This is a genomic window from Streptoverticillium olivoreticuli subsp. olivoreticuli, from assembly GCF_003391135.1.
Lineage (GTDB): Bacteria > Actinomycetota > Actinomycetes > Streptomycetales > Streptomycetaceae > Streptomyces > Streptomyces blastmyceticus.
In genome coordinates, this window is record NZ_CP031455.1 from 8,368,803 (window position 1) to 8,395,218 (window position 26,416).

Here is a 26,416-nt window from a genome sequence, read left to right on the forward strand (position 1 = left end):
ATGTCGAACGAGGCGAAGCTGCGCGAGTACCTCAAACGAGCGATCGCGGACCTCCACGAGACCCGCCAACAGCTGGGTGAGACGGAGCAGAAGCAGCGCGAGCCCATCGCGATCGTCTCCATGGCCTGCCGCTTCCCCGGTGGTGTCCGCTCGCCGGAAGAGCTCTGGGAACTGCTGCGGGACGGCGTCGACGCGATCTCCGCCTTCCCCGGGAACCGCGGCTGGGACCTCGACACGCTCTACGACCCCGACCCGGCACACCAGGGCACCTCCTACGCCCGCGAGGGCGGATTCCTCCACGACGCGGGCGAGTTCGACTCCGGCTTCTTCGGGATCTCCCCGCGCGAGGCCCTCGCCATGGACCCCCAGCAGCGGCTGCTGCTGGAGACCGCGTGGGAGGCCGTCGAACGGGCCGGCATCGACCCCGAATCCCTCGCGGGCAGCCGCACCGGCGTGTTCGTCGGCACCGGCCACGGCGGGTACGACACGGAGAGCGCCCGACGGCTGGACGAGGTCGGCGGGCACCTGCTGACCGGCAACCTCATCAGCATCGCCTCCGGCCGGATCTCCTACGTCCTCGGCCTCGAAGGCCCCGCCCTGACCGTGGACACGGCCTGCTCCTCGTCGTTGGTCGCCCTGCACCTGGCGGCGCAGTCACTGCGCCGGGGCGAGTGCGAACTCGCCCTCGTGGGCGGCGCGACCGTGATGTCCACCCCGCACATGTTCGTGGAGTTCTCCCGGCAGCGCGGGCTGGCGCCCGACGGCCGCTGCAAGCCGTTCGCGGCGGCCGCCGACGGCACCGGATGGAGCGAAGGCGTCGGACTGGTGCTGGTCGAGCGGCTCTCCGACGCTGTGCGCAACGGCCACCAGGTGCTCGCCGTGCTCAAGGGCTCGGCCGTCAACCAGGACGGCGCCTCCAACGGCCTGGCCGCCCCCAACGGCCCGTCCCAGCAGCGCGTCATCCGCCAGGCCCTGGCCGGCGCCGGCCTCGTACCCGCCGACGTCGACGCAGTCGAGGCGCACGGCACCGGCACCGCCCTCGGCGACCCCATCGAGGCCCAGGCCCTCCTCGCCACGTACGGCCGGCAGCGGCCCGCGGACCGGCCCGTGCTGATCGGCTCCATGAAGTCCAACATCGGGCACACCCAGTCGGCGGCCGGTATCGCCGGCGTCATCAAGATGGTCCTGGCGATGCGGCACGGAGAGCTGCCCGGGACCCTGCACCTGGACGAGCCCACCGCCCACGTCGACTGGAGCGAGGGCAACGCCAGGCTCCTCGCGCGGCCCGAGCCCTGGCCCGAGGCCGACCGGGTGCGCCGCGCGGCCGTCTCCTCCTTCGGCATCAGCGGCACCAACGCCCACGTCATCCTGGAACAGGCACCCCCCGGCGAGACCGGGCAGGCGCCCGCCCCGGCCGCCAGGCCCGGCGCGCTGCCCTGGATCCTGACCGCGCGCACCGACGAGGCCCTGCGGGCCCAGGCCGCCCGGCTCGGCCGGCACGTCCGCGCCCACGCCGACCTCGAACCGGCCGATGTCGCTCACTCCCTCGTGGCCACCAGGCCCCTCATGGAACACCGCGCCGCCGTCGTCGCCGAGGACCGCGAGGCGTTCCTCGGCGGCCTGGACGCCCTGGCCGAAGGCCGCACCGCGGCCGGCCTGGTGACCGGCACCGCCGCCGAGGCCCCCCTGGCCTTCCTCTTCACCGGACAGGGCTCCCAGCGCCTGGGCATGGGACGCGAACTGCACCGCACCCACCCCGAGTTCGCCAAGGCCTTCGACGCGGTGTGCGCCGAGCTCGACCCGCACCTGCGACAGCCCGTCCGCGACGTCGTCTTCGCCGAGGAGGGCACGGCCGAAGCCGCCCTGCTCGACCGGACCGCCTGCACCCAGGCCGCGCTCTTCGCCCTGGAGACCGCGCTGTTCCGGCTCGTCGAATCCTGGGGCATGACACCGCAGTTCGTCGCCGGCCACTCCATCGGCGAACTCACCGCAGCCCACGTGTCCGGCGTCCTCTCCCTCCAGGACGCCGCACGGCTGGTCGCGGCCCGCGGCACCCTCATGCAGGCGCTGCCCGAAGGCGGCGCCATGGTGGCCGTCCAGGCCACCGAGGAGGAGATCCGCGCCTCCCTCGCCGGCCACGAGGAGCACGCCTCCCTCGCCGCCGTCAACGGCCCCGACTCCACGGTCGTCTCGGGCGACGAGGAGGCCGTCTCCCTGATCGCCGCCCACTGGGAGGCACAGGGGCGCCGCACCAAGCGGCTGCGGGTGAGCCACGCCTTCCACTCCCCGCGCATGGACGGCATGCTGGAGGACTTCCGGCGCGTCGCCGAGGACCTGGAGTTCCACGCCCCCCGCATCCCCGTGGTGTCCACGGTGACCGGCGAGCTCGCCACCGCCGAGGAACTGCGCTCGCCCGAGTACTGGGTCCGGCAGGTCCGCGAGAGCGTCCGCTTCTGCGCCGCCGTGCGCACCCTCGAAGTCCAGGGCGTCACCACGTTCGTGGAGATCGGCCCCAGCGGTGTGCTCACCCCGATGGTCCAGGACTCCCTGACCACCCTCGAACAGCCCGTTCTCGTCAGCCTCCTGCGCACCGGCCGCCCCGAGGCGCACGCCCTCGCCGAGGGCGTCGCCACCGCCTCCGTGCACGGCGCCCGCGTCGACTGGCCCGCCTGCCTCGGCACGTTCGGCGCCGCCCGCGTCGAACTGCCGACCTACGCCTTCCAGCGCCAGTGGTACTGGCTGGACGGGACCGGGTCGGCCGCCGGAGGACCGGCCGCCACCGAGGCCGGCGACGCCGGATTCTGGGAAGCCGTCGAACGCGAGGACCTGGAAGGGCTGTCGGCCGTCCTGGCCATCGACGGCACCGAGGCCGACTCGCTCGGCAGCCTCCTGCCCACGCTCTCGGCATGGCGCAGGCAGCGCAGGACGCAGGCGGTGACCGACAGCTGGAGCTACCGGGCGCACTGGACCCCCCTCACCGCCCCCACCGGCTTCACCGCCACCGGGAACTGGCTCGTCGCGCTGCCCGAGCACGCCGCCGCCGACCCGTGGACCACCCGGCTCCTCGACACCCTGCGCGACCAGGGCCTGCGCACCGAACTGCTCGTGCTGCCCGAAACCGACGAGCAGAGCGAGCCCATCACCTGGCCCGACGGCCCCTTCGACGGCGTGCTCTCCCTGCTGGCCCTCGACGAACGGCCGCACCCCCGCCTGACCTCCGTGCCGCGCGGCCTGGCCGCCACCACCGCCCTGCTGCGCGCACTGGAGACCTCCGGCATCCGGGCCCCGCTGTGGTGCGTGACCCGCGGCGCCGTGGCCGTCGACCACCGCGACGTGCTCACCAACCCCGTGCAGGCACACACCTGGGGCCTCGGACGCGTGATCGCGCTGGAGCACCCGCAGCTCTGGGGCGGGCTCGTCGACCTCCCCGAGACCCTGGACACACGGGCCGTCTCCGGGCTCCTGGGCGTGCTCGCCGCCCGCGAGGACCAGGTCGCGATCCGACCCGCCGGGACCTTCGCCCGCCGCCTGGCACGGATCGCGCCCGGCGGCGACACCGGCGCCGACTGGACCACACACGGCACGATCCTGGTCACCGGAGGCACCGGCGGGCTCGGCGGACAGGTCGCGCTCTGGCTCGCCGACGCCGGGGCACAGCACCTGGTGCTCACCAGCCGCCGCGGCCCGCAGGCCCCCGGCGCCCAGGAGCTCGCGGCCGAACTCACCGCACGGGGCGTCCGGGTCACCGTGGCCGCCTGCGACACCGCCGACCGCGACGCCCTGGCGGCCGTCCTCGCGGACATCCCGGCGGACCTGCCCCTGACCGGCGTCGTGCACGCCGCCGGTGTCCTGGACGCGGGCATGCTGGAAGCGCTCACCCCCGAACGCTTCGAGACCGTACTGCGCCCCAAGACCACCGCCGCCCTGCACCTGCACGAGCTCACCCGGGACCTCGACCTGGAGATGTTCGTGATGTTCTCCTCGGTCTCGGGCTCCGTGGGCCAGGCCGGCCAGGCCAACTACGCCGCGGCCAACGCCTTCCTCGACGCCCTCGCCGAACACCGGCACGGGCAAGGGCTGCCGGCCACCTCGGTGGCCTGGGGCCCCTGGGCGGACCTCGGCATGGCGACGGACCGCGACCTGGCCGACCGGGCGAGCCGCGACGGGCTGCTCCTCATGGCCGCGGCCCCCGCACTCGCCGCCCTCCGCCAGGCCCTGGCCCAGGGCGCGGCGAACCTGACGGTGGCCGACGTGGACTGGACGGCGTACGCCCCCGCCCTGACCGCCGTCCGCCCCAGCCCCCTCCTCGCCGACCTGCCCGAGGCGCGCCGCGCCCTCGCCGCCGCCGACGGCCCGCGCGAGGACCGCTCCCCGCTGCACGACCGCATCGGCGCACTGCCCGCCGCCGAGCAGGAGCGGGCCCTGCTGCGCGTGGTCCGGGAAGAGGCCGCGAAGGTACTCGGACACGCCTCGCCGGACACCGTCGACGCCCAACGGGCCTTCCGCGTACTGGGCTTCGACTCGCTGATGGCCGTCGAGCTGCGCAACCGCCTGTCCGCCGCGACGGGCCTGCCGCTGCCCGCGACCCTGCTGTTCGACCACCCCACCCCCACCGCGGTCGCCGGGTACCTGCGATCCGAGGCCCTGGGCACGGCCGGGCCCGGAGCCGTCGTGGAACGGACGGCCGCCGCCCTCGACGAGCCGGTCGCGATCGTGGGCATGGCCTGCCGCTTCCCCGGCGGGGTGAACTCGCCGGAGGCCCTCTGGCGGCTGCTGGCCGAGGGCGGGGACGTCATCTCCGGCCTCCCCGACGACCGCGGCTGGGACCTCGGCCGGCTCTACCACCCCGACCCCGACCACCAGGGCACGACCTACGCCCGCGGGGGCGGCTTCCTCGACGACGTGGCCGGCTTCGACGCGGACTTCTTCGGCATCTCGCCGCGCGAGGCCCTGGCCATGGACCCGCAGCAACGGCTGCTGCTGGAGACCGGCTGGGAGGTCCTCGAACGGGCCGGCATCGCCCCTGAGTCCCTGCGGGGCAGCAGCACCGGTGTCTTCGCGGGCACCAACACACAGGACTACCGCGTGGTGCTGGACGCGGCGCAGGACGAGGTCGCCGGCCACGCGCTCATCGGCAACTCGATGAGCGTGGTCTCCGGCCGGGTGTCGTACACGTTCGGCTTCGAAGGCCCCGCGGTCACGGTGGACACGGCCTGCTCGTCGTCGCTGGTGGCACTGCACATGGCGGTGCAGTCGCTGCGCTCCGGCGAGTGCTCGCTGGCGCTGGCCGGCGGTGTGACGGTGATGGCGACGCCGACGCCGTTCGTGGAGTTCTCCCGGCAGCGCGGGCTGGCCCCCGACGGTCGCTGCAAGCCGTTCGCGGCGGCCGCCGACGGCACCGGATGGAGCGAAGGCGTCGGACTGCTGCTCGTGGAGCGGCTGTCGGACGCCCGGCGCAACGGCCACCAGGTGCTCGCGGTCGTGCGCGGCTCCGCCGTCAACCAGGACGGCGCCTCGAACGGCCTGAGCGCGCCCAACGGCCCCTCCCAGCAACGTGTCATCCGCCAGGCCCTCGCCAACGCCGGTGTGGCGGCGTCCGACGTCGACGCCGTCGAGGCGCACGGTACGGGCACGACCCTGGGCGACCCGATCGAGGCCCAGGCCCTGCTCGCCACCTATGGCCAGGACCGCCCCGAGGACCGCCCGCTGCGGCTGGGCACGGTGAAGTCCAACCTCGGGCACACCCAGGCCGCCGCCGGTGCGGCCGGTGTGATGAAGATGGTCCTGGCGATGCGGCACGGTGTGCTGCCGCGGACCCTGCACGTCGACGAGCCCACCCCGCACGTCGACTGGACCACCGGCGCGGTCGAACTGCTCACCGAGCCGGTGGACTGGACCGGGACGGACCGGCCGAGGCGGGCCGCTGTCTCCGCGTTCGGGATCAGCGGTACCAACGCGCACGTGATCCTGGAGGAGGCGGAGCAGTCGGAGGAGGCGGAGCCCGAGGCACCGGCCTCCACACCCGGGACCCCGGCGCCGCTGCTGGTGTCCGGGAGGAGCGAGTCGGCTCTGCGCGCCCAGGCGGCCCGGCTGCTGTCCCACCTCGACGGTGGGTCCGACGCGCGGCTCGTGGACGTCGCGTACACGCTCGCGACGCGCATGGCCTTCACGCACCGCGCGGTCGTCCACGCCGAGAGCCGCGACGCCGCGGTACGCGCCCTGACCGCGCTGGCCGAGGACACGGCCGACACCGCCCTGACCACCGGCGCCGCGGACGCGGGCAAGGACGCCGTGCTCTTCTCGGGTCAGGGTTCGCAGCGGCTCGGCATGGGCCGTGAACTGTATGCGCGGTTCCCGGTGTTCGCGGAGGCTTTCGACGCGGTGTGCGCGGGGCTGGACGAGCACCTGGACCGCCCGTTGCGGGACGTGGTCTGGGGTGACGACGCGGAGCTGCTGAACCGGACCGCCTACGCCCAGGCGGCGTTGTTCGCGGTGGAGGTGGCGCTGTTCCGGCTGGTGGAGTCGCGGGGCGTGCGGCCGGACTTCGTGGCCGGGCATTCGGTCGGTGAGATCGCGGCCGCGCATGTGGCGGGTGTGTTCTCGCTGGCGGATGCGTGTGCTCTGGTGGCGGCTCGTGGCCGGCTGATGCAGGCGCTGCCCGCCGGCGGTGCGATGGCGGCGATCCGGGCCACCGAGGAGGAGGTCCTGCCGCATCTGACCGGGGACGTGTCGATCGCGGCGGTCAACGGCCCGTCGTCGGTGGTGGTTTCCGGTGCCGAGGCCGCTGTCGAGGCGGTCCGGGAGCACTTCGAGGGCGAGGGCAGGAAGACGAGCAGGCTGCGGGTCTCGCACGCCTTCCACTCGCCGTTGATGGAGCCGATGCTGGCCGAATTCCGTGCGGTCGCCGAGAACCTGGCCTACGGCGTGCCGGAACTCACCGTCGTCTCGAACGTGACCGGCGGCCCGGCCGCGCAGGACCAGCTGTGCACCCCGGCGTACTGGGTGACCCATGTCCGTGAGGCCGTGCGGTTCGCCGACGGCATACGCGCCCTGCACGCGGAGGGCGTGACGCGGTTCCTGGAGCTGGGCCCGGACGGCACGCTGTCGGCCATGGCCCGCGAGTCGCTGCCGGACGAGACCGTGCTCGTCCCCGCGCTGCGCAAGGACCGTCCGGAGGAGACGACGCTCCTCGCGGCCCTGGCACAGCTGCACGTCCAGGGTGCCGAAATCGACTGGGCCGCGCTCTTCGCCGGCACGGACGCGCGCGCCGCCGACCTGCCGACGTACGCCTTCCAGCACCAGCGGTTCTGGCCCACCCCCGGCCTCACCGGCACCGGCGACATCGGCGCCGCCGGCCTCGAAGAGGCCGGGCACCCGCTGCTGAGCGCCGCCGTGGAACTGTCCGACAGCGATGGCCTGCTGTTCACCACACGGCTGTCCCTCCGGTCCCACCCGTGGCTGGCCGACCACGTGGTGATGGGCTCGGTCCTGCTGCCGGGAACGGCATTCGTCGAACTCGCCGTCCGCGCGGCCGACGGAATGGGCTGCGACCGGATCGACGAACTGACCCTGGGCGCCCCGCTCGTGCTGCCCGAGCACGGCGGAGTGCAGCTGCAGATGCACGTCGGCTCCGCCGACGAGTCCGGCGGCCGCGCCCTGAGCGTCCACTCCCGACCGGAGGGCGACGGCGACCGGCCCTGGGTCCGGCACGCCACCGGCGTACTCGCGACGGGGGAGCGGCCGGCCGCCCCCGGCCACGACTTCCACGCGGAGCCCTGGCCGCCCGCCGGCGCCGAGCCCGTCGACCTGACCGGCCTCTACCCGGACCTGGCCGAGAGCGGACTCGACTACGGACCGCACTTCCAGGGCCTGCGGACCGCGTGGCGCCGAGGCGACGAGGTGTTCGCCGAGGTCGCCCTGCCCGAAGCCGCCGCGGGCGACGCGTCCGCGTACGGCCTGCACCCGGCCCTGCTCGACGCGGCCCTGCACGTCTGCGCCTTCAACGGAGTGGACCGGGGCGTCATCCCCTTCTCCTGGGAGGGCGTCTCGCTGCACGCCTCCGGCGCCTCGGCCGTACGGGTCCGGGTCGTCCGGCACGGCGGCAACACGCTGTCCGTCGACGTCGCCGACGCCGAGGGCGAGCCGGTCGCCTCCATCGGGACCCTGGACCTGAGGGCGGTCGCCGCCGACCAGTTGAGCGCCGGTACGGGCCCGGCCGGAAGCGATGCCCTCTTCCGCGTCCAGTGGACCCCCGTGCGCATGCCCCCGGCCGAAGCCGTGGAGTCCGTGGCGACCATCGGCTCCCTCGCCGGCCCGTCGTCCGTCGACTACCCGGACCTGGAGGCCCTGCTCCGTTCCGGCCAGGTGCCGGACACGGTGCTGGTGCCGGTGGGCGCCGGCTCCGGCGGCACGGTCGAGTCCGTACACGCCATGACCGCACAGGTGCTGGAGTCGGTGCAGTCATGGCTGGCCGACGAGCGGTTCACGGACTCGCGCCTGGTGTTCGTCACCTGTGGTGCCGTTTCGGCCGGCGGGGGCGAGACCGTACGGGATCTGGCCGGCGCCGCGGTGTGGGGCCTGGTGCGGTCGGCGCAGTCGGAGAACCCGGGCCGGTTCGTTCTGGTGGACACCGAGGACGGGGACATCGAGGCCGTGCTCCCGGTCCTGCCGGGTCTGTCGGCCACCGGGGACGACGGATTCGTGGTGCGCGAGGGCACCGTCCGGGTGGGGCGGCTGGCCTCCCTGGCCAGTGGTGCGGGGCTGCTGCCGCCCGCCGCGGCGCCGTGGCGGCTGGACACGGGGGCCAAGGGCAGCCTCGACGATCTGCTGCTCGCGCCGTGCCCGGAGGTGCTGGAACCGCTCGGGCCGGGGCAGGTCCGGATCGACGTCCGGGCGGCGGGTGTGAACTTCCGTGATGTGCTCAACGCGCTGGGCATGTATCCGGGCGAGGCCGGCCTGCTCGGTGCCGAGGGCGCCGGTGTGGTGACCGCGACCGGGCCCGGGGTGAGCGGGCTGCGCCCCGGCGACCGCGTGATGGGCAAGGTGCTCGGCGGCTTCGGCCCGGTGGCCGTGTGCGACGAGCGGCTCCTGGTCAGGATTCCGGAGGACTGGTCGTTCGCGAGGGCCGCGTCGGTGCCGGTGGTCTTCCTCACCGCCCTCTACGCGTTGAAGGACCTCGCGGATCTGAAGCCCGGCGAAAAGATCCTTGTGCACGCCGGTGCCGGTGGTGTCGGTATGGCGGCGATCCAGCTGGCCCGTCACCTCGGTGCCGAGGTGTTCGCCACGGCCAGTGAGGGCAAGTGGGACACCTTGCGCGGGCTGGGGGTCGCGGACGATCACATCGCGTCGTCGCGTACCACCGATTTCGAGCAGCGGTTCCTGGAGGTCACGGGCGGCCGCGGCGTGGACGTGGTGCTCAACGCCCTCGCCGGTGAATTCGTGGACGCCTCGATGCGGTTGACGGTCCCCGGCGGCCGGTTCCTGGAGATGGGCAAGACCGATATCCGCGATCCGGAGCTGGCCGCCGGAGTGCGCTACCGCGCCTTCGACCTCGCGGAGGCCAGCCTGGAGCGGAACCAGGAGATGCTGTGCGAGTTGCTGGAGCTGTTCGCCGCGGGAGCGCTGCGGACGCTGCCGGTCGCGACGTGGGACGTGCGGCGTGCGGACGAGGCGTTCCGGTACATGAGCCGGGCCCGGCACATCGGCAAGATCGTCCTGACCATGCCGCGTGCCTGGGATCCGGACGGCACGGTGCTGATCACAGGTGGTACGGGCGGCCTGGGCCGTGAGCTGGCCCGTCATCTGGTGGCGGAGCGGGGCGTGAAGCACCTGCTGCTGGCGAGTCGCAGCGGGGTGGACGCGCCGGGAGCGGCCGAGCTGCGGGCCGAGCTGGCGGAGCACGGCGCCGAAGTCACCGTTGTGGCGTGCGACGTGGCCGACCGGGACGCGGTTGCCGGACTGGTGGCGGGGGTGCCGTCCGGGCACCCGCTGACGGCTGTCATTCACACGGCCGGTGTGCTCGACGACGGCATTGTCACGTCGTTGACCGCCGAGCGGTTGTCGGGTGTGCTGCGTCCGAAGGTGGACGCGGCCTGGTATCTGCACGAGGCGACCGAGGGTCTCGACCTGGCCGCGTTCGTGCTGTTCTCGTCCGTTTCCGGCGTGATGGGCACTCCGGGGCAGGGCAACTACGCGGCGGGCAACGTCTTCCTCGACGCCCTGGCCCACCACCGCCACGCACAGGGCCTCGCGGCCACGTCGCTCGCGTGGGGCCCCTGGGCCCAGAGCGGTGGCATGACCGGCACGCTGTCGGACGTCGACCTCCAGCGGATCGCCCGCTCGGGCATGCCCGAACTCGCCCCCGCGGAGGGCGTCGCACTCTTCGACGCCGCGCTGGGCACCGACGAGGCACTCGTCCTCCCCGTGCGCCTCGACCTGGCCGTACTGCGGGAACGGGGAGACGTACCGCCGTTGATGCGCGGACTGGTGCGCACGCGCGCTCGGCGCTCGGCGGTCGCCGGCTCGGCTGCGGTGGCCGGCCTGGTGGGACGCCTGTCCGGGCTGGGCGCGGTGGAACGGCGCGAGGTGCTGCTGGACCTGGTGCGCGCCCAGATCGCGGGCGTCCTGGGCCACGCGAGCCCGGAGACGGTCGACTCGACCCGGGCCTTCCAGGATCTCGGCTTCGACTCCCTGACCGCGGTAGAACTCCGCAACCGCCTCAACAAGGCGACAGGCCTGCGACTTTCGGCCACCGCCGTCTTCGACTACCCGACCGCGGACGCGATCGTGGGGTTCCTGCTGGACGAGATGTTCGGTGCGGAGGCGGAGACGGGGGTGGTTGTACCGGCGGGGGTGTCGGCGGTTGTCGCCGATGATCCGGTGGTGATCGTCGGGATGAGCTGCCGTTATCCGGGTGGCGTCGAGTCGCCCGAGGATCTGTGGCGGCTGGTGTCGGAGGGTGTGGACGCGGTCTCGGACTTCCCGGCCGAACGCGGTTGGGACGTGGAGTCCCTCTACAACCCCGACCCCGAGGTGCTCGGCACCTCGTACACCCGCACCGGCGGATTCCTGCACGAGGCGGGGGACTTCGACCCGGCGTTCTTCGGGATGAGCCCTCGGGAGGCACTGGCGACGGACTCGCAGCAGCGGTTGCTGCTGGAGACGACCTGGGAGGCGATCGAGCGGGCGGGCATCGACCCGACGACGCTGCGCGGCAGCCGGACGGGCGTCTTCGCCGGCGTGATCTACGCCGACTACAGCGACCTCTTGGTCGGCGACCAGTTCGAGGGCTACCGGGGCAACGGCAGCGCGGCCAGCATCGCGTCCGGCCGGGTGTCGTACACCTTCGGTTTCGAGGGGCCTGCGGTCACGGTCGATACGGCGTGCTCGTCGTCGCTGGTGGCCCTGCACTGGGCGGCGCAGTCGCTGCGCTCCGGCGAGTGCTCGCTGGCGCTGGCCGGTGGTGTGACGGTGATGTCGACGCCGACGCCGTTCGTGGAGTTCTCGCGGCAGCGGGGGCTGTCGGCGGACGGCCGGTGCAAGGCGTTCTCCGACAGTGCCGACGGTGTCGGCTGGGGTGAGGGCGTGGGCATGCTGGTGCTGGAACGGCTGTCCGACGCCCGGCGCAACGGGCACAAGGTGCTGGCTGTGGTACGTGGTTCCGCCGTGAACCAGGACGGTGCGTCCAACGGCCTCACGGCGCCGAACGGTCCGTCCCAGCAGCGGGTGATCCGGCAGGCGCTGGCCAGTGGCGGACTGTCCGCGGCGGATGTCGACGCGGTGGAGGCGCACGGTACGGGTACGACACTGGGTGACCCGATCGAGGCACAGGCGCTGTTGGCCACGTACGGTCAGGACCGGTCCGAGGACCGGCCGTTGCTGCTGGGCTCGGTGAAGTCCAACATCGGCCACGCGCAGGCCGCGGCGGGTGTCGCCGGTGTGATCAAGATGGTCATGGCGATGCGCCACGGCGTCCTGCCGAAGACGCTGCACATCGACGCCCGGTCGACCCACGTCGACTGGAGCGCCGGCGCCGTCGAGCTGCTCACCGAGCCGGTCGAGTGGCCGACGTCCGAGCGCCGTCGTGCGGGCGTTTCCTCGTTCGGTATCAGTGGTACGAACGCGCACGTGATCCTGGAGCAGCCTGAGTCGGAGCCGGCTGCAATCGAGGCTCGGGCCGTCTCCGGTGGGTTGGTTCCCGCGTTGGTGTCCGGGAGGAGCGAGTCGGCTCTGCGGGACCAGGCGGCCCGGCTGCTGTCCCACCTGAACCGTGAGTCCGACTCGCGGCTTGTGGACGTCGCGTACTCGCTGGCGACGGGCCGTGCGGAGTTCCAGCACCGTGCGGTGGTGTTGGCGGCGGACCGGGATGGTCTGCTGCGTTCTCTGTCTGCTCTGGCGGAGGGCCGGGGTGATGCGGACGTTGTGGCGGAGGGTGTGGCGCGTTCGGGTAGGTCTGCGTTCTTGTTCTCGGGTCAGGGTTCGCAGCGGCTGGGGATGGGGCGTGGGTTGTATGCCCGGTTCACGGTGTTCGCGGAAGCCTTCGACGCGGTGTGCGCGGGGCTGGACGAGCACTTGGACCGTCCGTTGCGGGACGTGGTCTGGGGTGACGACGCGGAGTTGTTGAACCGGACCGTGTTTGCCCAGGCGGCGTTGTTCGCGGTGGAGGTGGCGCTGTTCCGGCTGGTGGAGTCGTGGGGCGTCCGTCCGGACTTTGTCGCCGGGCATTCCATTGGTGAGGTCGCGGCCGCGCATGTGGCGGGTGTGTTCTCGTTGGCGGATGCGTGTGTTCTGGTGGCGGCTCGTGGGCGGTTGATGCAGGCGCTGCCTGCCGGTGGTGCGATGGTGGCTGTCCAGGCGACGGAGGAGGAGGTTCTTCCTTATCTGGCCGGGGATGTGTCGATCGCGGCGGTCAACGGTCCGTCGTCGGTGGTGGTTTCCGGTGCCGAGGCCGCTGTCGAGGCGGTCCGGGAGCGCTTCGAGGGCGAGGGCAGGAAGACGAGCAGGCTGCGGGTCTCGCATGCCTTCCACTCGCCGTTGATGGAACCGATGCTCGACGGCTTCCGGGAGGTCGTTGCAGGGCTGTCGTTCGGTGTGCCGTCGGTGCCGGTGGTGTCCAATCTGACCGGACGGCTCGCCGAGCCCGGGCAGCTGTGCTCGGCCGATTACTGGGTGGCTCATGTCCGTGAGGCGGTGCGCTTCGCCGACGGGATACGGGCTCTGCAGGCGGAGGGTGTGACGCGGTTCCTGGAGCTGGGCCCGGACGGCACGCTGTCGGCCATGGCCGGGGAGTCGCTGCCGGACGAGACCGTGCTCGTTCCCGCGCTGCGCAAGGACCGTCCGGAGGAGAGGACGGTTCTCGCGGCTCTGGCGCAGTTGCACGTCCAGGGCGTGAGGGTGGACTGGGAGGCGTTGTTCGCCGGGACCGAGCCCCGGCGGGTGGATCTGCCGACGTATGCGTTCCAGCGTGAGCGGTTCTGGCCGTCGGGCGGGGTGGCGCGTTCCGGTGATGTGGGGTTTGCGGGCCTGGGTTCGGCGGGGCATCCGTTGTTGGGTGCTGCGGTGGAGCTTGCCGGTTCCGGTGGGTTGTTGTTCACGGGCCGACTGTCGTCCGTGTCGCATGCGTGGCTTGCAGACCATGTGGTGCGTGGGGCTGTGCTGGTGCCGGGGACGGCGTTGGTGGAGCTGGTGTTGCGGGCGGCTGATGAGGTCGGTTGCGATGTCCTCGAAGAGCTGACGCTTGCTGCGCCGTTGGTGCTGCCGGGTTCGGGTGCTGGTGTGCAGGTGCAGGTGTGGGTCGGTGAGCCGGACGATTCGGGTCGCCGGTCGGTGGCGGTGCACTCGCGTGAGGGCGAGGAACCGTGGATCCTGCACGCGAGCGGTGCGCTGGGCAACGGTGCTGAAGCAGCCGTGTTCGATACGTCGGTGTGGCCGCCTGCGGGTGCTGCATACCTTGATGTGACGGGCTGCTATGAGCAGTTCGTGGACGCGGGTTTCGCGTATGGTCCGGTGTTCCAGGGCCTCCAGGCGGCCTGGAGGCTCGGTGAGGACGTCTATGCCGAGGTCGGTCTTCCTGAGGGTGTCGACGGTGCTGGCTACGGTCTGCATCCGGCCCTGTTCGACGCGGCACTGCATGCGGCGATGCTGGGCGGGGGCGGGGAGGGTGTTCCGTTCTCGTGGGGCGGGGTGTCCCTGCACGCGTCCGGTGCTTCACAGGTGCGGGTGCGCATCCGCGCTCTCGACAGCGGAATGTCGATCGCGGTGGTGGATTCGGCCGGTGCGCCGGTGGCTTCGGTGGAGTCGCTGGTGGTCCGTCCGATCTCTGCCGGGGACGTACGGACCGGCGACCGCGACTCCTTCTTCGCGCTCGACTGGATCCCCGTTTCGCCGACGGGCGAGAGCGTCGAACTTGCCGGACCGTTCCGGACCTACGCGGACCTGGAGTCCGTAACCGGGGCCGACGTCCCGGGGACCGTGCTGATCGAGCCGGCCGTCGAGGCTGTCGGCACCGTCGAGTCCGTACATGCCGTGACTGCCAGGGTATTGGAGTCGGTGCAGTCGTGGCTGGGCGATGAGCGGTTCGTGGATTCGCGTCTGGTGTTCGTGACGCGTGGCGCGGTGGACGGCACGGATCTCGCGGGTGCCGCTGTGTGGGGTCTGGTGCGCTCGGCGCAGTCCGAGAGCCCGGGGCGCTTCGTTCTGGCGGACCTGGAGAGCGACGCCGATGCGGCGGTCCTGTCGCAGGCGCTCGCCTCCGACGAACCCCAACTGCTGGTGCGCGAGGGCCAGGTCCTCGCCGCTCGCCTGGTGCGCGCGCAGTCCCGGAACACGGCCGATGTGGCCTGGGATGTGTCGGGCAGGGTGCTGGTCACCGGTGGTACGGGTGGTCTGGGTCGTGTTCTCGCCCGGCACTTGGTGGTCGAGCGTGGTGTGCGGAGCCTGTTGCTGGTCAGTCGTAGTGGTCCGGCCGCCGAGGGCGCTGAAGAGCTTGTGGCCGAGCTGGCGGAGCACGGGGCGGACGTGATCGTCGAGGCGTGCGATGTGGCGGACCGGGAGGCTGTGGCGGAGTTGGTGTCCCGGCATCCGGTCAGTGCTGTTGTGCATACCGCGGGTGTTCTTGATGACGGTGTGATCGGGTCGTTGACGGCGGAGCGGTTGTCGGCGGTGTTGCGTCCGAAGGTGGACGCGGCGTGGAATCTGCATGAGGCCACGAAGGACCAGGAGTTGGACGCGTTCGTCGTCTTCTCCTCCGTGGCGGGTACGTTCGGCAGCGCTGGTCAGGCCAACTACGCGGCGGGCAATGCCTTCCTGGACGCGCTGGCCCGTCACCGCCGGGCGCAAGGGCTCCCCGCGGTGTCGCTGGCGTGGGGTCCCTGGTCCCAGGACAGTGGCATGACCGGCACGCTCACCGAGGCCGATCTCCAGCGGATCGCCCGCTCCGGGGTGCCGCCACTGACCGTCGAGGAGGGCCTCGCCCTCTTCGACACCGCCCTCGGCACCGACGAGCCCGTGTTGTTCCCCGTCCACCTGGACCTCACCGCCCTGCGGGCACAGGGCGAACCCCTGCCACTCCTGCGCAGCCTCATCCGGACGCGTAACCGGCGCACGGCTGTGGGCGGTTCGGCCACGGCGGCCGGTCTCGTGCGGCGTCTGGCCGGACTCTCCGGGAACGAGCGGCGGGCGGCACTGCTCGACCTGGTGCGCGACCGGGTCGCGGCGGTTCTGGACCACGCCCGCCCGGACACGATCGACCCGACCCGGGCCTTCCAGGATCTCGGCTTCGACTCCCTGACCGCGATCGAACTCCGCAACGGACTGGGCAAGGCCACCGGTCTGCGACTGTCGGCGACGGTCGTGTTCGACTACCCGACGGCCGACGCCCTGGCAGGCCACCTCCTCGACGAGCTGTTCGACGCCGACGAGGCGGAGCAGATCCCGGTGGCAGCGCTTCCGTCCCTGACGGACGACCCGGTCGTCATCGTCGGCATGAGCTGCCGCTTCCCCGGCGGCGTCACTTCGCCCGAGGACCTCTGGCAGCTGGTGTCCGACGGCGTGGACGCCGTCTCCGGCTTCCCGGTCGATCGAGGCTGGGAGATCGCGGACACCTACGACCCCGACCGCGAGGGCGCCATCGCCACCCGCTCCGGCGGATTCCTCCATGACGCGGGGGAGTTCGACCCCGGCTTCTTCGGGATGAGCCCCCGGGAGGCCCTGACCACCGACGCCCAGCAGCGGTTGCTGCTGGAGACGACCTGGGAGGCGATCGAGCGGGCGGGCATCGACCCGACGACGCTGCGCGGCAGCCGGACCGGCGTCTTCGCCGGCGTGATGTACCACGACTACTCCCAGCTCCTCACCGGGCGCGAGTTCGAGGGGTACCAGGGCAGTGGCAGCGCGGGCAGTGTGGCCTCGGGCCGGGTGTCGTACACGTTCGGTTTCGAGGGGCCTGCGGTCACGGTGGACACGGCGTGCTCGTCGTCGCTGGTGGCCCTGCACCTGGCGGCGCAGTCACTGCGGTCGGGCGAGAGCTCTCTCGCCCTCGTCGGAGGCGTGACGGTGATGGCGACCCCGCTGACGTTCGTGGAGTTCTCCCGGCAGGGCGGGCTCTCACCGGACGGGCGCTGCAAGGCGTTCTCCGACAGCGCCGACGGTGTCGGCTGGTCCGAAGGCGCCGGCATGCTGGTGCTGGAGCGGCTGTCCGACGCCCGGCGCAACGGGCACAAGGTGCTGGCCGTGGTACGTGGTTCCGCCGTGAACCAGGATGGCGCGTCCAACGGCCTCACGGCGCCGAACGGTCCGTCGCAGCAGCGGGTGATCCGGCAGGCGCTGGCGAGCGGCGGGCTGTCCGCGGCGGACGTCGACGTCGTGGAGGCCCACGGCACCGGCACGACGCTGGGTGACCCGATCGAGGCACAGGCCCTGCTCGCCACGTACGGTCGGCACCGGCCCGAGGACCGCCCGTTGCTGCTGGGCTCGATCAAGTCGAACATCGGCCACACACAGGCGGCCTCGGGTGTCGCGGGCGTGATCAAGATGGTCATGGCCATGCACCGCGGTGAGCTTCCGCGCACCTTGCATGTCGATGCGCCGTCGTCGCACGTCGACTGGTCGGCCGGTGCGGTGGAGCTGCTGACCGAGCGGACGATCTGGCCTGAGGGTGACGGGCCGCGCCGTGCGGGTGTCTCCTCGTTCGGTATCAGCGGTACGAACGCGCACGTGATCCTGGAGCAGCCTGAGTCGGAGCCGGCTGCAATCGAGGCCCGGGCCGTCCCCGGTGGGTTGGTTCCCGCATTGGTGTCCGGGAGGAGCGAGTCGGCTCTGCGGGACCAGGCGGCCCAGCTGCTGTCGCACCTGAACACCGAGCCTGGGCTGAGGGCCACGGACGTCGCGTACTCGCTGGCGACGAGTCGCTCGGTCTTCCAGCACCGTGCGGTGGTGTTGGCGGCGGATCGGGATGAACTGCTGCGTTCTCTGTCTGCTTTGGCGGAGGGCCGGGGTGATGCGGATGTTGTGGCGGAGGGTGTGGCGCGTTCGGGCAGGTCTGCGTTCTTGTTCTCGGGTCAGGGTTCGCAGCGGCTGGGGATGGGGCGTGGGTTGTATGCGCGGTTCCCGGTGTTCGCGGGGGCTTTCGACGCGGTGTGCGCGGGGCTGGACGAGCACCTGGACCGCCCGTTGCGGGACGTGGTCTGGGGTGACGACGCGGAGCTGCTGAACCGGACCGCTTACGCTCAGGCCGCACTGTTCGCGGTCGAGGTGGCACTGTTCCGGCTGGTGGAGTCATGGGGCGTCCGCCCGGATCAGCTGCTGGGACACTCGGTCGGTGAGATCGCTGCCGCGCATGTGGCGGGTGTGTTCTCGCTGGCGGATGCGTGTGCTCTGGTGGCGGCTCGTGGCCGGCTGATGCAGGCGCTGCCCGCCGGCGGTGCGATGGCGGCGATCCGGGCCACCGAGGAGGAGGTTCTTCCTTATCTGGCAGGGGACGTGTCGATTGCGGCGGTCAACGGACCATCGTCGGTGGTGGTTTCCGGTGCCGAGGCCGCTGTCGAGGCGATTCGGGAGCACTTCGAGGGCGAGGGCAGGAAGACGAGCAGGCTGCGGGTCTCGCACGCCTTCCACTCGCCGTTGATGGAGCCGATGCTCGACGGTTTCCGGGAGGTCGTTGCGGGGCTGTCGTTCGGTGTGCCGAGCATCCCGATCGTCTCGAACGTCACCGGCGAGCCGGCGGTCGCGGAACAACTGCGCTCCGCGGAGTACTGGGTCCGCCACGTTCGTGAGGCCGTACGGTTCGCCGACGGTGTGCGCACGCTGCGGGAGCAGGGGGTTACCGCATTCTTGGAGCTCGGCCCTGACGGCGCTCTCTCCGCGCTGGCTGTGGAGTCCGCGGGCGATGAGGCCGTACTGGCTCCTGTGCTGCGTAAGGGCCGTGCCGAGGAATCGGCGCTGCTCGCTGCTGTGGCACGGCTGCATGTCCATGGTGTGCCGGTCGACTGGGCCGCTGTCTTCGCCGGCAGTGGTGCTCGTCGGGTGGATCTGCCGACGTACGCGTTCCAGCGTGAGCGTTTCTGGCCTGTGGGGTCTGTGGGGCGTTCTGGTGATGTGCGGTTTGCGGGGCTGGGTTCGGCGGAGCATCCGTTGTTGGGTGCTGCGGTGGAGCTGGCGGGTTCCGGTGGGTTGTTGTTCACCGGTCGGCTTTCGATGTCGTCGCATGCGTGGCTTGCAGATCATGTGGTGCTGGGGTCGGTGCTGGTGCCGGGGACGGCGTTGGTGGAGCTGGTGTTGCGGGCGGCTGATGAGGTCGGTTGCGATGTCCTTGAGGAGCTGACGCTTGCCGCTCCGTTGGTGCTGCCGGGTTCGGGTGCTGGTGTGCAGGTGCAGGTGTGGGTCGGTGAGCCGGACGATTCGGGTCGTCGGTCGGTGGCGGTGCACTCGCGTGAGGGCGAGGAACCGTGGACGCTGCATGCGAGCGGTGCTGTGACCCCGGGTGCTGAAACGGCCGTGTTCGATACGTCGGTGTGGCCACCCAAGGGCGCTGCATCCCTTGATGTGACCGGCTGCTACGAGCAGTTCGCGGATGCGGGTTTCGCATATGGCCCGGTGTTCCAGGGCCTGCGGGCGGCCTGGAGGTCAGGGGAGGACGTCTACGCGGAGGTCCGGCTCCCCGAGGGTGTCGACGGTGCCGGCTACGGTCTGCATCCGGCCCTGTTCGACGCGGCACTGCATGCGGCGATGCTGGGCGGGGGCGGGGAGGGTGTTCCGTTCTTGTGGGGCGGGGTGTCCCTGCACGCGTCCGGTGCTTCACAGGTGCGGGTTCGCATCCGCGCTCTGGACAGCGGGATATCGGTCGCGATGGTGGATTCGGCCGGTGCGCCGGTGGCTTCGGTGGAGTCGCTGGTGGTCCGTCCGATCTCTGCCGGGGACTTGCGGACCGGCGATCGCGACTCCCTCTTCACACTCGACTGGATTCCCGTTTCGCCGACAGGTGAGAGCGTCGAACTCGCCGGGCCGTTCCGGACCTACGCGGAGCTGGAGTCCCTGGCCGAGGGTGATATTCCCGAGGCCGTACTGGTCGCGCCGCCCACCGGTGCCGCTGACACCGTGGAGTCGGTGCACGTTGCGGCAGCCTGGGCGTTGGAGCTGGTGCAGTCGTGGCTGGACGATGAGCGGTTCGTGGATTCGCGTCTGGTGTTCGTGACGCGTGGCGCGGTGGACGGCACGGATCTCGCGGGTGCCGCCGTCTGGGGTCTGGTCCGCTCCGCGCAGTCGGAGAGTCCGGGGCGTTTCGTTCTGGTGGACCTGGACGACACCGCCGGGGCCGTGCCGTCACAGGTGCTTGCCGTGGACGAGCCTCAGCTGTTGGTCCGTGAGGGCCAGGCTTTCGCCGCGCGTCTTGCCCGGGTGCAGACACAGGACGCTGCCGATGTGGCTTGGGACGTGTCCGGCAGGGTGCTGGTCACCGGTGGTACGGGTGGTCTGGGCCGGATTCTGGCCCGGCACTTGGTGGTCGAGCGTGGTGTGCGGAGTCTGCTGCTGGTCAGCCGTAGTGGTCCGGCCGCCGAGGGCGTCGAGGAGCTTGTGGCCGAGCTGGCGGAGCGCGGGGCGGATGTGGTCGTCGAGGCGTGTGATGTGGCGGATCGGGAGGTTGTGGCGGAGTTGGTGTCCCGGCATCCGGTCAGTGCTGTTGTGCATACCGCGGGTGTTCTTGATGACGGTGTGATTGGGTCGTTGACGGCGGAGCGGTTGTCGGCGGTGTTGCGTCCGAAGGTGGACGCGGCGTGGAACCTTCACGAGGCGACCAGGGACATGGACCTCGACGCGTTCGTGGTCTTCTCCTCCGTGGCGGGTACGTTCGGCAGTGCGGGTCAGGCCAACTACGCGGCGGGCAACGCCTTCCTGGACGCCCTGGCCCACCACCGCCGGACGCAAGGGCTCCCGGCCGTCTCGCTGGGGTGGGGCCCGTGGTCCCAGGACAGTGGCATGACCGGCACGCTCACCGAGGCCGATCTCCAGCGGATCGCCCGCTCCGGGATGCCGCCACTGACCGCGGAACAAGGGCTGACGCTGTTCGACGCCGCATTGCGCGGTGCCGATCCCGCGGTACTCCCCGTGCGTCTGGACCTCGCGGCTCTCCGTGCGCAGGGTGAGCCCTCGCCGTTGCTGCGCGGGCTGATCCGTACGCGCACCCGCCGAGCCGGCTCCACCACCGCGGCCTCCGGGATCGCCCAGCGCCTGACCGGGCTGTCCACGGCGGACCGGCACGAGGTGCTGCTCGATGTCGTACGCGGGCAGATCGCAGTGGTGCTCGGACATGTCGGAGCCGCGGAGATCGACCCGACCCGGGCCTTCCAGGACCTCGGCTTCGACTCCCTGACCGCGGTCGAACTCCGCAACCGCCTCGGCGCGGTGACCGAACTCCGGTTGCCGGCGACGGCCGTCTTCGACTACCCGACCGCGGACGCGCTTGTCGGTTTCCTGCTGGACGAGATGTTCGGTGCGGAGGCGGAGACGGGGGTGGTCGTGCCGGTGGGGGTGTCGGCGGTTGTCGCCGATGATCCGGTGGTGATCGTCGGGATGAGCTGCCGTTATCCGGGTGGCGTCGCATCGCCTGAGGACTTGTGGCGGCTGGTGTCGGAGGGTGTGGACGCGGTCTCGGACTTCCCGGCCGAGCGCGGTTGGGACGTGGAGTCCCTCTACAACCCCGACCCCGAGCACACGGGGACGAGCTACACCCGTGCGGGCGGGTTCCTGACGGAGGCGGCGGAGTTCGATCCGGCGTTCTTCGGGATGAGTCCTCGGGAGGCGCTGTCGACGGACTCGCAGCAGCGGTTGCTGCTGGAGACGACCTGGGAGGCGCTGGAGCGGGCCGGTATCGACCCGGTGTCGCTGCGCGGCAGCCAGACGGGCGTCTTCGCGGGTGTCATGTACAACGACTACTCCCAGCTCCTCTCCGGGCCCGAGTTCGAGGGCTATCAGGGCAGTGGCAGCGCGGGCAGTGTGGCCTCGGGCCGGGTGTCGTACACGTTCGGTTTCGAGGGGCCTGCGGTCACGGTGGACACGGCGTGCTCGTCGTCGCTGGTGGCCCTGCACTGGGCGGCGCAGTCGCTGCGGTCGGGTGAGTGCTCGCTGGCGCTGGCCGGTGGTGTGACGGTGATGTCGACGCCGGCGGTGTTCGTGGAGTTCTCGCGGCAGCGGGGGCTGTCGGCGGACGGCCGGTGCAAGGCGTTCTCCGACAGCGCCGACGGTGTCGGCTGGGGTGAGGGCGTGGGCATGCTGGTGCTGGAGCGGCTGTCGGACGCGCGCCGTAACGGGCATCGGGTGCTGGCGACGGTGCGAGGCAGCGCCGTGAACCAGGACGGTGCGTCCAACGGCCTCACGGCGCCGAACGGTCCGTCGCAGCAGCGGGTGATCCGGCAGGCGCTGGCGAGTGCGGGTCTGTCGGCGGCGGATGTCGATGCGGTGGAGGCGCACGGTACGGGTACGACGCTGGGTGACCCGATCGAGGCACAGGCGCTGCTGGCCACGTACGGCCAGGACCGGCCCGAGGAACGGCCGTTGCTGCTGGGCTCGGTGAAGTCCAACATCGGCCACGCGCAGGCCGCGGCGGGTGTCGCCGGTGTGATCAAGATGGTGATGGCGATGCGGCATGGTGAGCTTCCGCGCACCTTGCATGTCGATGCGCCGTCGTCGCACGTCGACTGGTCGGCTGGTGCTGTGGAGCTGCTGACCGAGCGGACCGTCTGGCCTGAGGGTGACGGGCCGCGTCGTGCGGGTGTCTCCTCGTTCGGTATCAGCGGTACGAACGCGCACGTGATCCTGGAGCAGCCGGAGCCGGCCGAGGCCGTGGAACCGGCGGACGCGAAGGACGGACCGCTGCCCCTGGTGGTGTCCGGCAAGTCCACGGCCGGGCTGCGGGCCCAGGCGGCACGGCTGCTGTCGCACCTGAACACCGAGCCCGGGCTGAGGGTCACGGACGTGGCGTACTCGTTGGTGTCGGGCCGGTCGAGTTTCGCGCATCGTGCGGTGGTGTGGGGTGCGGACCGGGACACGGTGATGCGTGCGCTGTCGGCGCTTGTGGTGGGTGAGGCCGATCCGGGTGTGACCGAGGGTTCGGTCTCCGAAGGGAAGTCGGCATTCCTCTTCTCGGGTCAGGGTTCGCAGCGGCTCGGCATGGGCCGTGAGTTGTATGCGCGGTTCCCGGTGTTCGCGGGGGCTTTCGATGCGGTGTGCGCGGGGCTGGACGAGCACCTGGACCGTCCCCTGCGGGACGTGGTCTGGGGTGACGACGCGGAGCTGCTGAACCGGACCGCCTATGCTCAGGCGGCGTTGTTCGCGGTGGAGGTGGCGCTGTTCCGGCTGGTGGAGTCGTGGGGTGTGCGGCCGGACTTCGTGGCCGGGCATTCGGTCGGCGAGATCGCGGCCGCGCATGTGGCGGGTGTGTTCTCGCTGCCGGACGCCTGCGCCCTGGTGGCGGCTCGTGGCCGGCTGATGCAGGCGCTGCCCGCCGGCGGTGCGATGGCGGCGATCCGGGCCACCGAGGACGAGGTGCTGCCGCACCTGACCGACGGTGTGTCGATCGCCGCGGTCAACGGGCCGTCGTCCGTGGTGGTTTCCGGCGTCGAGGCGTCTGTCGACGCGATCCGGGCCCGCTTCGAGGGCGAGGGGCGCAAGACCAGCAGGCTGCGGGTCTCGCATGCGTTCCATTCGCCGTTGATGGAGCCGATGCTGGAGGAGTTCCGTGCGGTCGTGGCGGGGCTGTCGTTCGGCGTGCCGGCGGTGCCGGTGGTATCCAATCTGACGGGCCGGCTTGCCGAGTCGGGCCAGTTGGCTTCGGCCGATTACTGGGTTCGTCATGTGCGCGAGGCGGTGCGCTTCGCGGACGGTGTCCGGGCTCTGGGCGCGGAAGGCGTGATGCGGTTCCTGGAGCTCGGCCCGGACGGTGTCCTGTCGGCCATGGCGCAGGAGTCACTGCCCGAGGGAACCGCCGTCCTCGTACCCGCCCTGCGCAGGGACAGGGACGAGGAGACAGCGGTACTCGGATCTCTGGCACAGCTGTATGTCCAGGGTGTGCGGGTGGATTGGCCGGTGTTGTTCGCCGGCGCCGGCGCGCGGCAGGTGGATCTGCCGACGTATGCGTTCCAGCACGATCGGTTCTGGCCGTCGGGCGGGGCCGTGCGTGCGGGTGATGTGGGGTTTGCGGGTCTGGGTTCGGCGGAGCATCCGTTGTTGGGTGCTGCGGTGGAGCTGGCGGGTTCCGGTGGGTTGTTGTTCACCGGTCGGCTTTCGATGTCGTCGCATGCGTGGCTGGTGGATCATGTGGTGCGGGGGGCTGTGCTGGTGCCGGGTACGGCGTTGGTGGAGTTGGTGTTGCGGGCGGCTGATGAGGTCGGTTGCGATGTCCTCGAAGAGCTGACGCTTGCCGCTCCGTTGGTGCTGCCGGGTTCGGGTGCTGGTGTGCAGGTGCAGGTGTGGGTCGGTGAGCCGGACGATTCGGGTCGCCGGTCGGTGGCGGTGCACTCGCGTGAGGGCGAGGAACCGTGGACGCTGCACGCCGACGGATCCGTCACCACAGGAGCCGAGGCAGCGGTCTTCGATACGTCCGTATGGCCCCCGCGGGACGCCGAAGCCCTCGATGTGACGGGCTGCTACGAGCGGTTCGCGGATTCCGGGTTCATGTACGGCCCGGCATTCCAGGGCCTCCGGGCGGTCTGGAAGTCCGGTGACGAGATCTACGCCGAGGTCCGGCTTCCCGAGGGCGTCGACGGCGCTGCTTATGGTCTGCACCCGGCACTCTTCGACGCCGCGTTGCACGCGTCGATGCTCGGCGGGGGAGACGGTGAGGGGGGTGTTCCGTTCTCCTGGACGGGCGTCTCGCTGCACGCGTCCGGCGCCTCGCACGTCCGCGTGCGGATCCGTACCGTCGACGGTGGGATATCGATCGCGATCGTCGACTCCGCCGGCTCGCCGGTTGCCTCGGTGGACTCGCTGGTCGTGCGTCCGATCTCTGCCGACCAGCTGCGGACCGGCGACCGGGACTCCCTCTTCAAGGTCGACTGGACCGGCGTCCGGCTCACGGACGAGTCCGTCAAGGAGCTCGCCGTACTCGGCAAGGACGCCGAGGGCGTCTTGGACGCCCTCACGCTCCAGGCCCATGCGGACCTGGACGCCCTGGCCGAGGCCGGCGTCCCCGACGCCGTACTCCTGCCGCCCACCGCCGGGCCCGTCGGAACGGTGGAGTCGGTCCACGCCGCCACCGCCCGGGCGTTGGAGCTGGTGCAGTCGTGGCTGGCCGACGAGCGGTTCGCGGACTCGCGCCTGGTGTTCGTGACGCGTGGCGCGACGGCCGGCGGCGACCTCGCCGGCGCCGCCGTCCAGGGTCTGGTGCGTTCCGCGCAGTCGGAGAATCCGGGGCGTTTCGTCCTGGTGGATCTGGAAGGCGATGCCGATGTGACGGCGTTGCCGAAGGCGCTCGCCACGGACGAGCCTCAACTCCTGCTAAGTGACGGTCAGGTGCTCGCCGCCCGTCTCGCCCGCGTGCGGACGCAGGACGCCGCGGATGTCGCCCGGGACTCGAGCGGCACGGTCTTGATCACCGGTGGTACGGGTGGTCTGGGCCGGACTCTGGCCCGGCACCTGGTGGTCGAGCGTGGGGTGCGGAGTCTGCTGCTGGTCAGCCGTAGCGGCCTCGCGGCCGAGGGGGCCCGGGAGCTCGTCGCCGAGCTTGCCGGGCATGGCGCGGATGCTGTTGTGGAAGCCTGCGACGTGACCGACAGCGCGGCCGTGGCCGATCTCGTGTCCCGGCATCGCGTCGGCTCTGTCGTGCACACCGCCGGTGTTCTCGACGACGGCGTCATCGGCTCCCTGACCCCGGAGCGGCTCGCGGCCGTGCTGCGGCCGAAGGTGGACGCGGCCTGGAACCTCCACGAGGCGACCAGGGACATGGACCTCGACGCGTTCGTCGTCTTCTCCTCCGTCGCGGGTACTTTCGGCAGTGCGGGTCAGGCCAACTACGCGGCGGGCAACGCCTTCCTGGACGCCCTGGCCCACCACCGCCGGACGCGAGGGCTCCCGGCCGTCTCGCTGGCATGGGGCCCCTGGTCCCAGGACGGCGGCATGACCGGCACTCTCACGGAGGCCGACCTTCAGCGGATCGCCCGCTCCGGGATGCCCGAGCTGTCGGCCGAGGAGGGTGTGGCGCTCTTCGACACCGCTCTCGGCACCGCCGAGCCGGTGGTGCTCCCCGTCCGTCTGGACCTCGCGGCCCTGCGGGCACAGGGTGAGCCCCTGCCGCTCCTGCGCGGCCTGATCCGGACGCCGGGGCGGCGAACCGCGGCGGCCGGTGCGGGAGCCGAGGCCGCGGTCGGCTTCGCGCAGCGGCTGGCGGGGCTGTCCACGGCGGAGGGACACGAGGTCGTGCTGGAGGCCGTACGCGCTCAGGTCGCGGTCGTCCTGGGCCACGACGGTGCCGCGGAGATCGCCCCGGAGCGGGCCTTCCAGGACCTCGGCTTCGACTCCCTGACCGCGGTCGAATTCCGCAACCGGCTGAGCGCCCTCACCGGGGTCCGGCTGCCGGCGACCCTGCTCTTCGACTACCCGACGCCCGTGGAGCTCGTCGAGTATCTCCACGCCCTGATCGCGCCCGGGTCGGCCTCCGGTCCGGAGGCGCTCCTGGGCGAGCTCGACAGGCTGGAGAAGGCCTTCGGCGGGCTCGATGTCACGGAGGAGGTCCACGAGCAGATCGCGGGCCGCCTGGAGGTGCTCAGGACGAAGTGGGGCGCTCTGCGGGACGCCGCCGTGGGAGCCGGCTCTGACGGGTCCCCGGACGAGGCGGACTTCGACTTCGAGTCCGCCTCCGACGAAGAGGTCTTCGACCTCCTCGACAACGAGCTCGGCCTGTCCTGACACGACGAAGCGGCCCGTACCGGGA

Annotated in this window: 1 protein-coding gene; it reads left to right on the forward strand. The window is 71.7% G+C overall.

The features are described from left to right. Entirely contained in the window at positions 1 to 26,391 is a 26,391-nt protein-coding gene (locus DXZ73_RS36005) for a type I polyketide synthase (protein ID WP_116215113.1), read from the forward strand. Positions 26,392 to 26,416 lie beyond the last annotated feature (25 nt).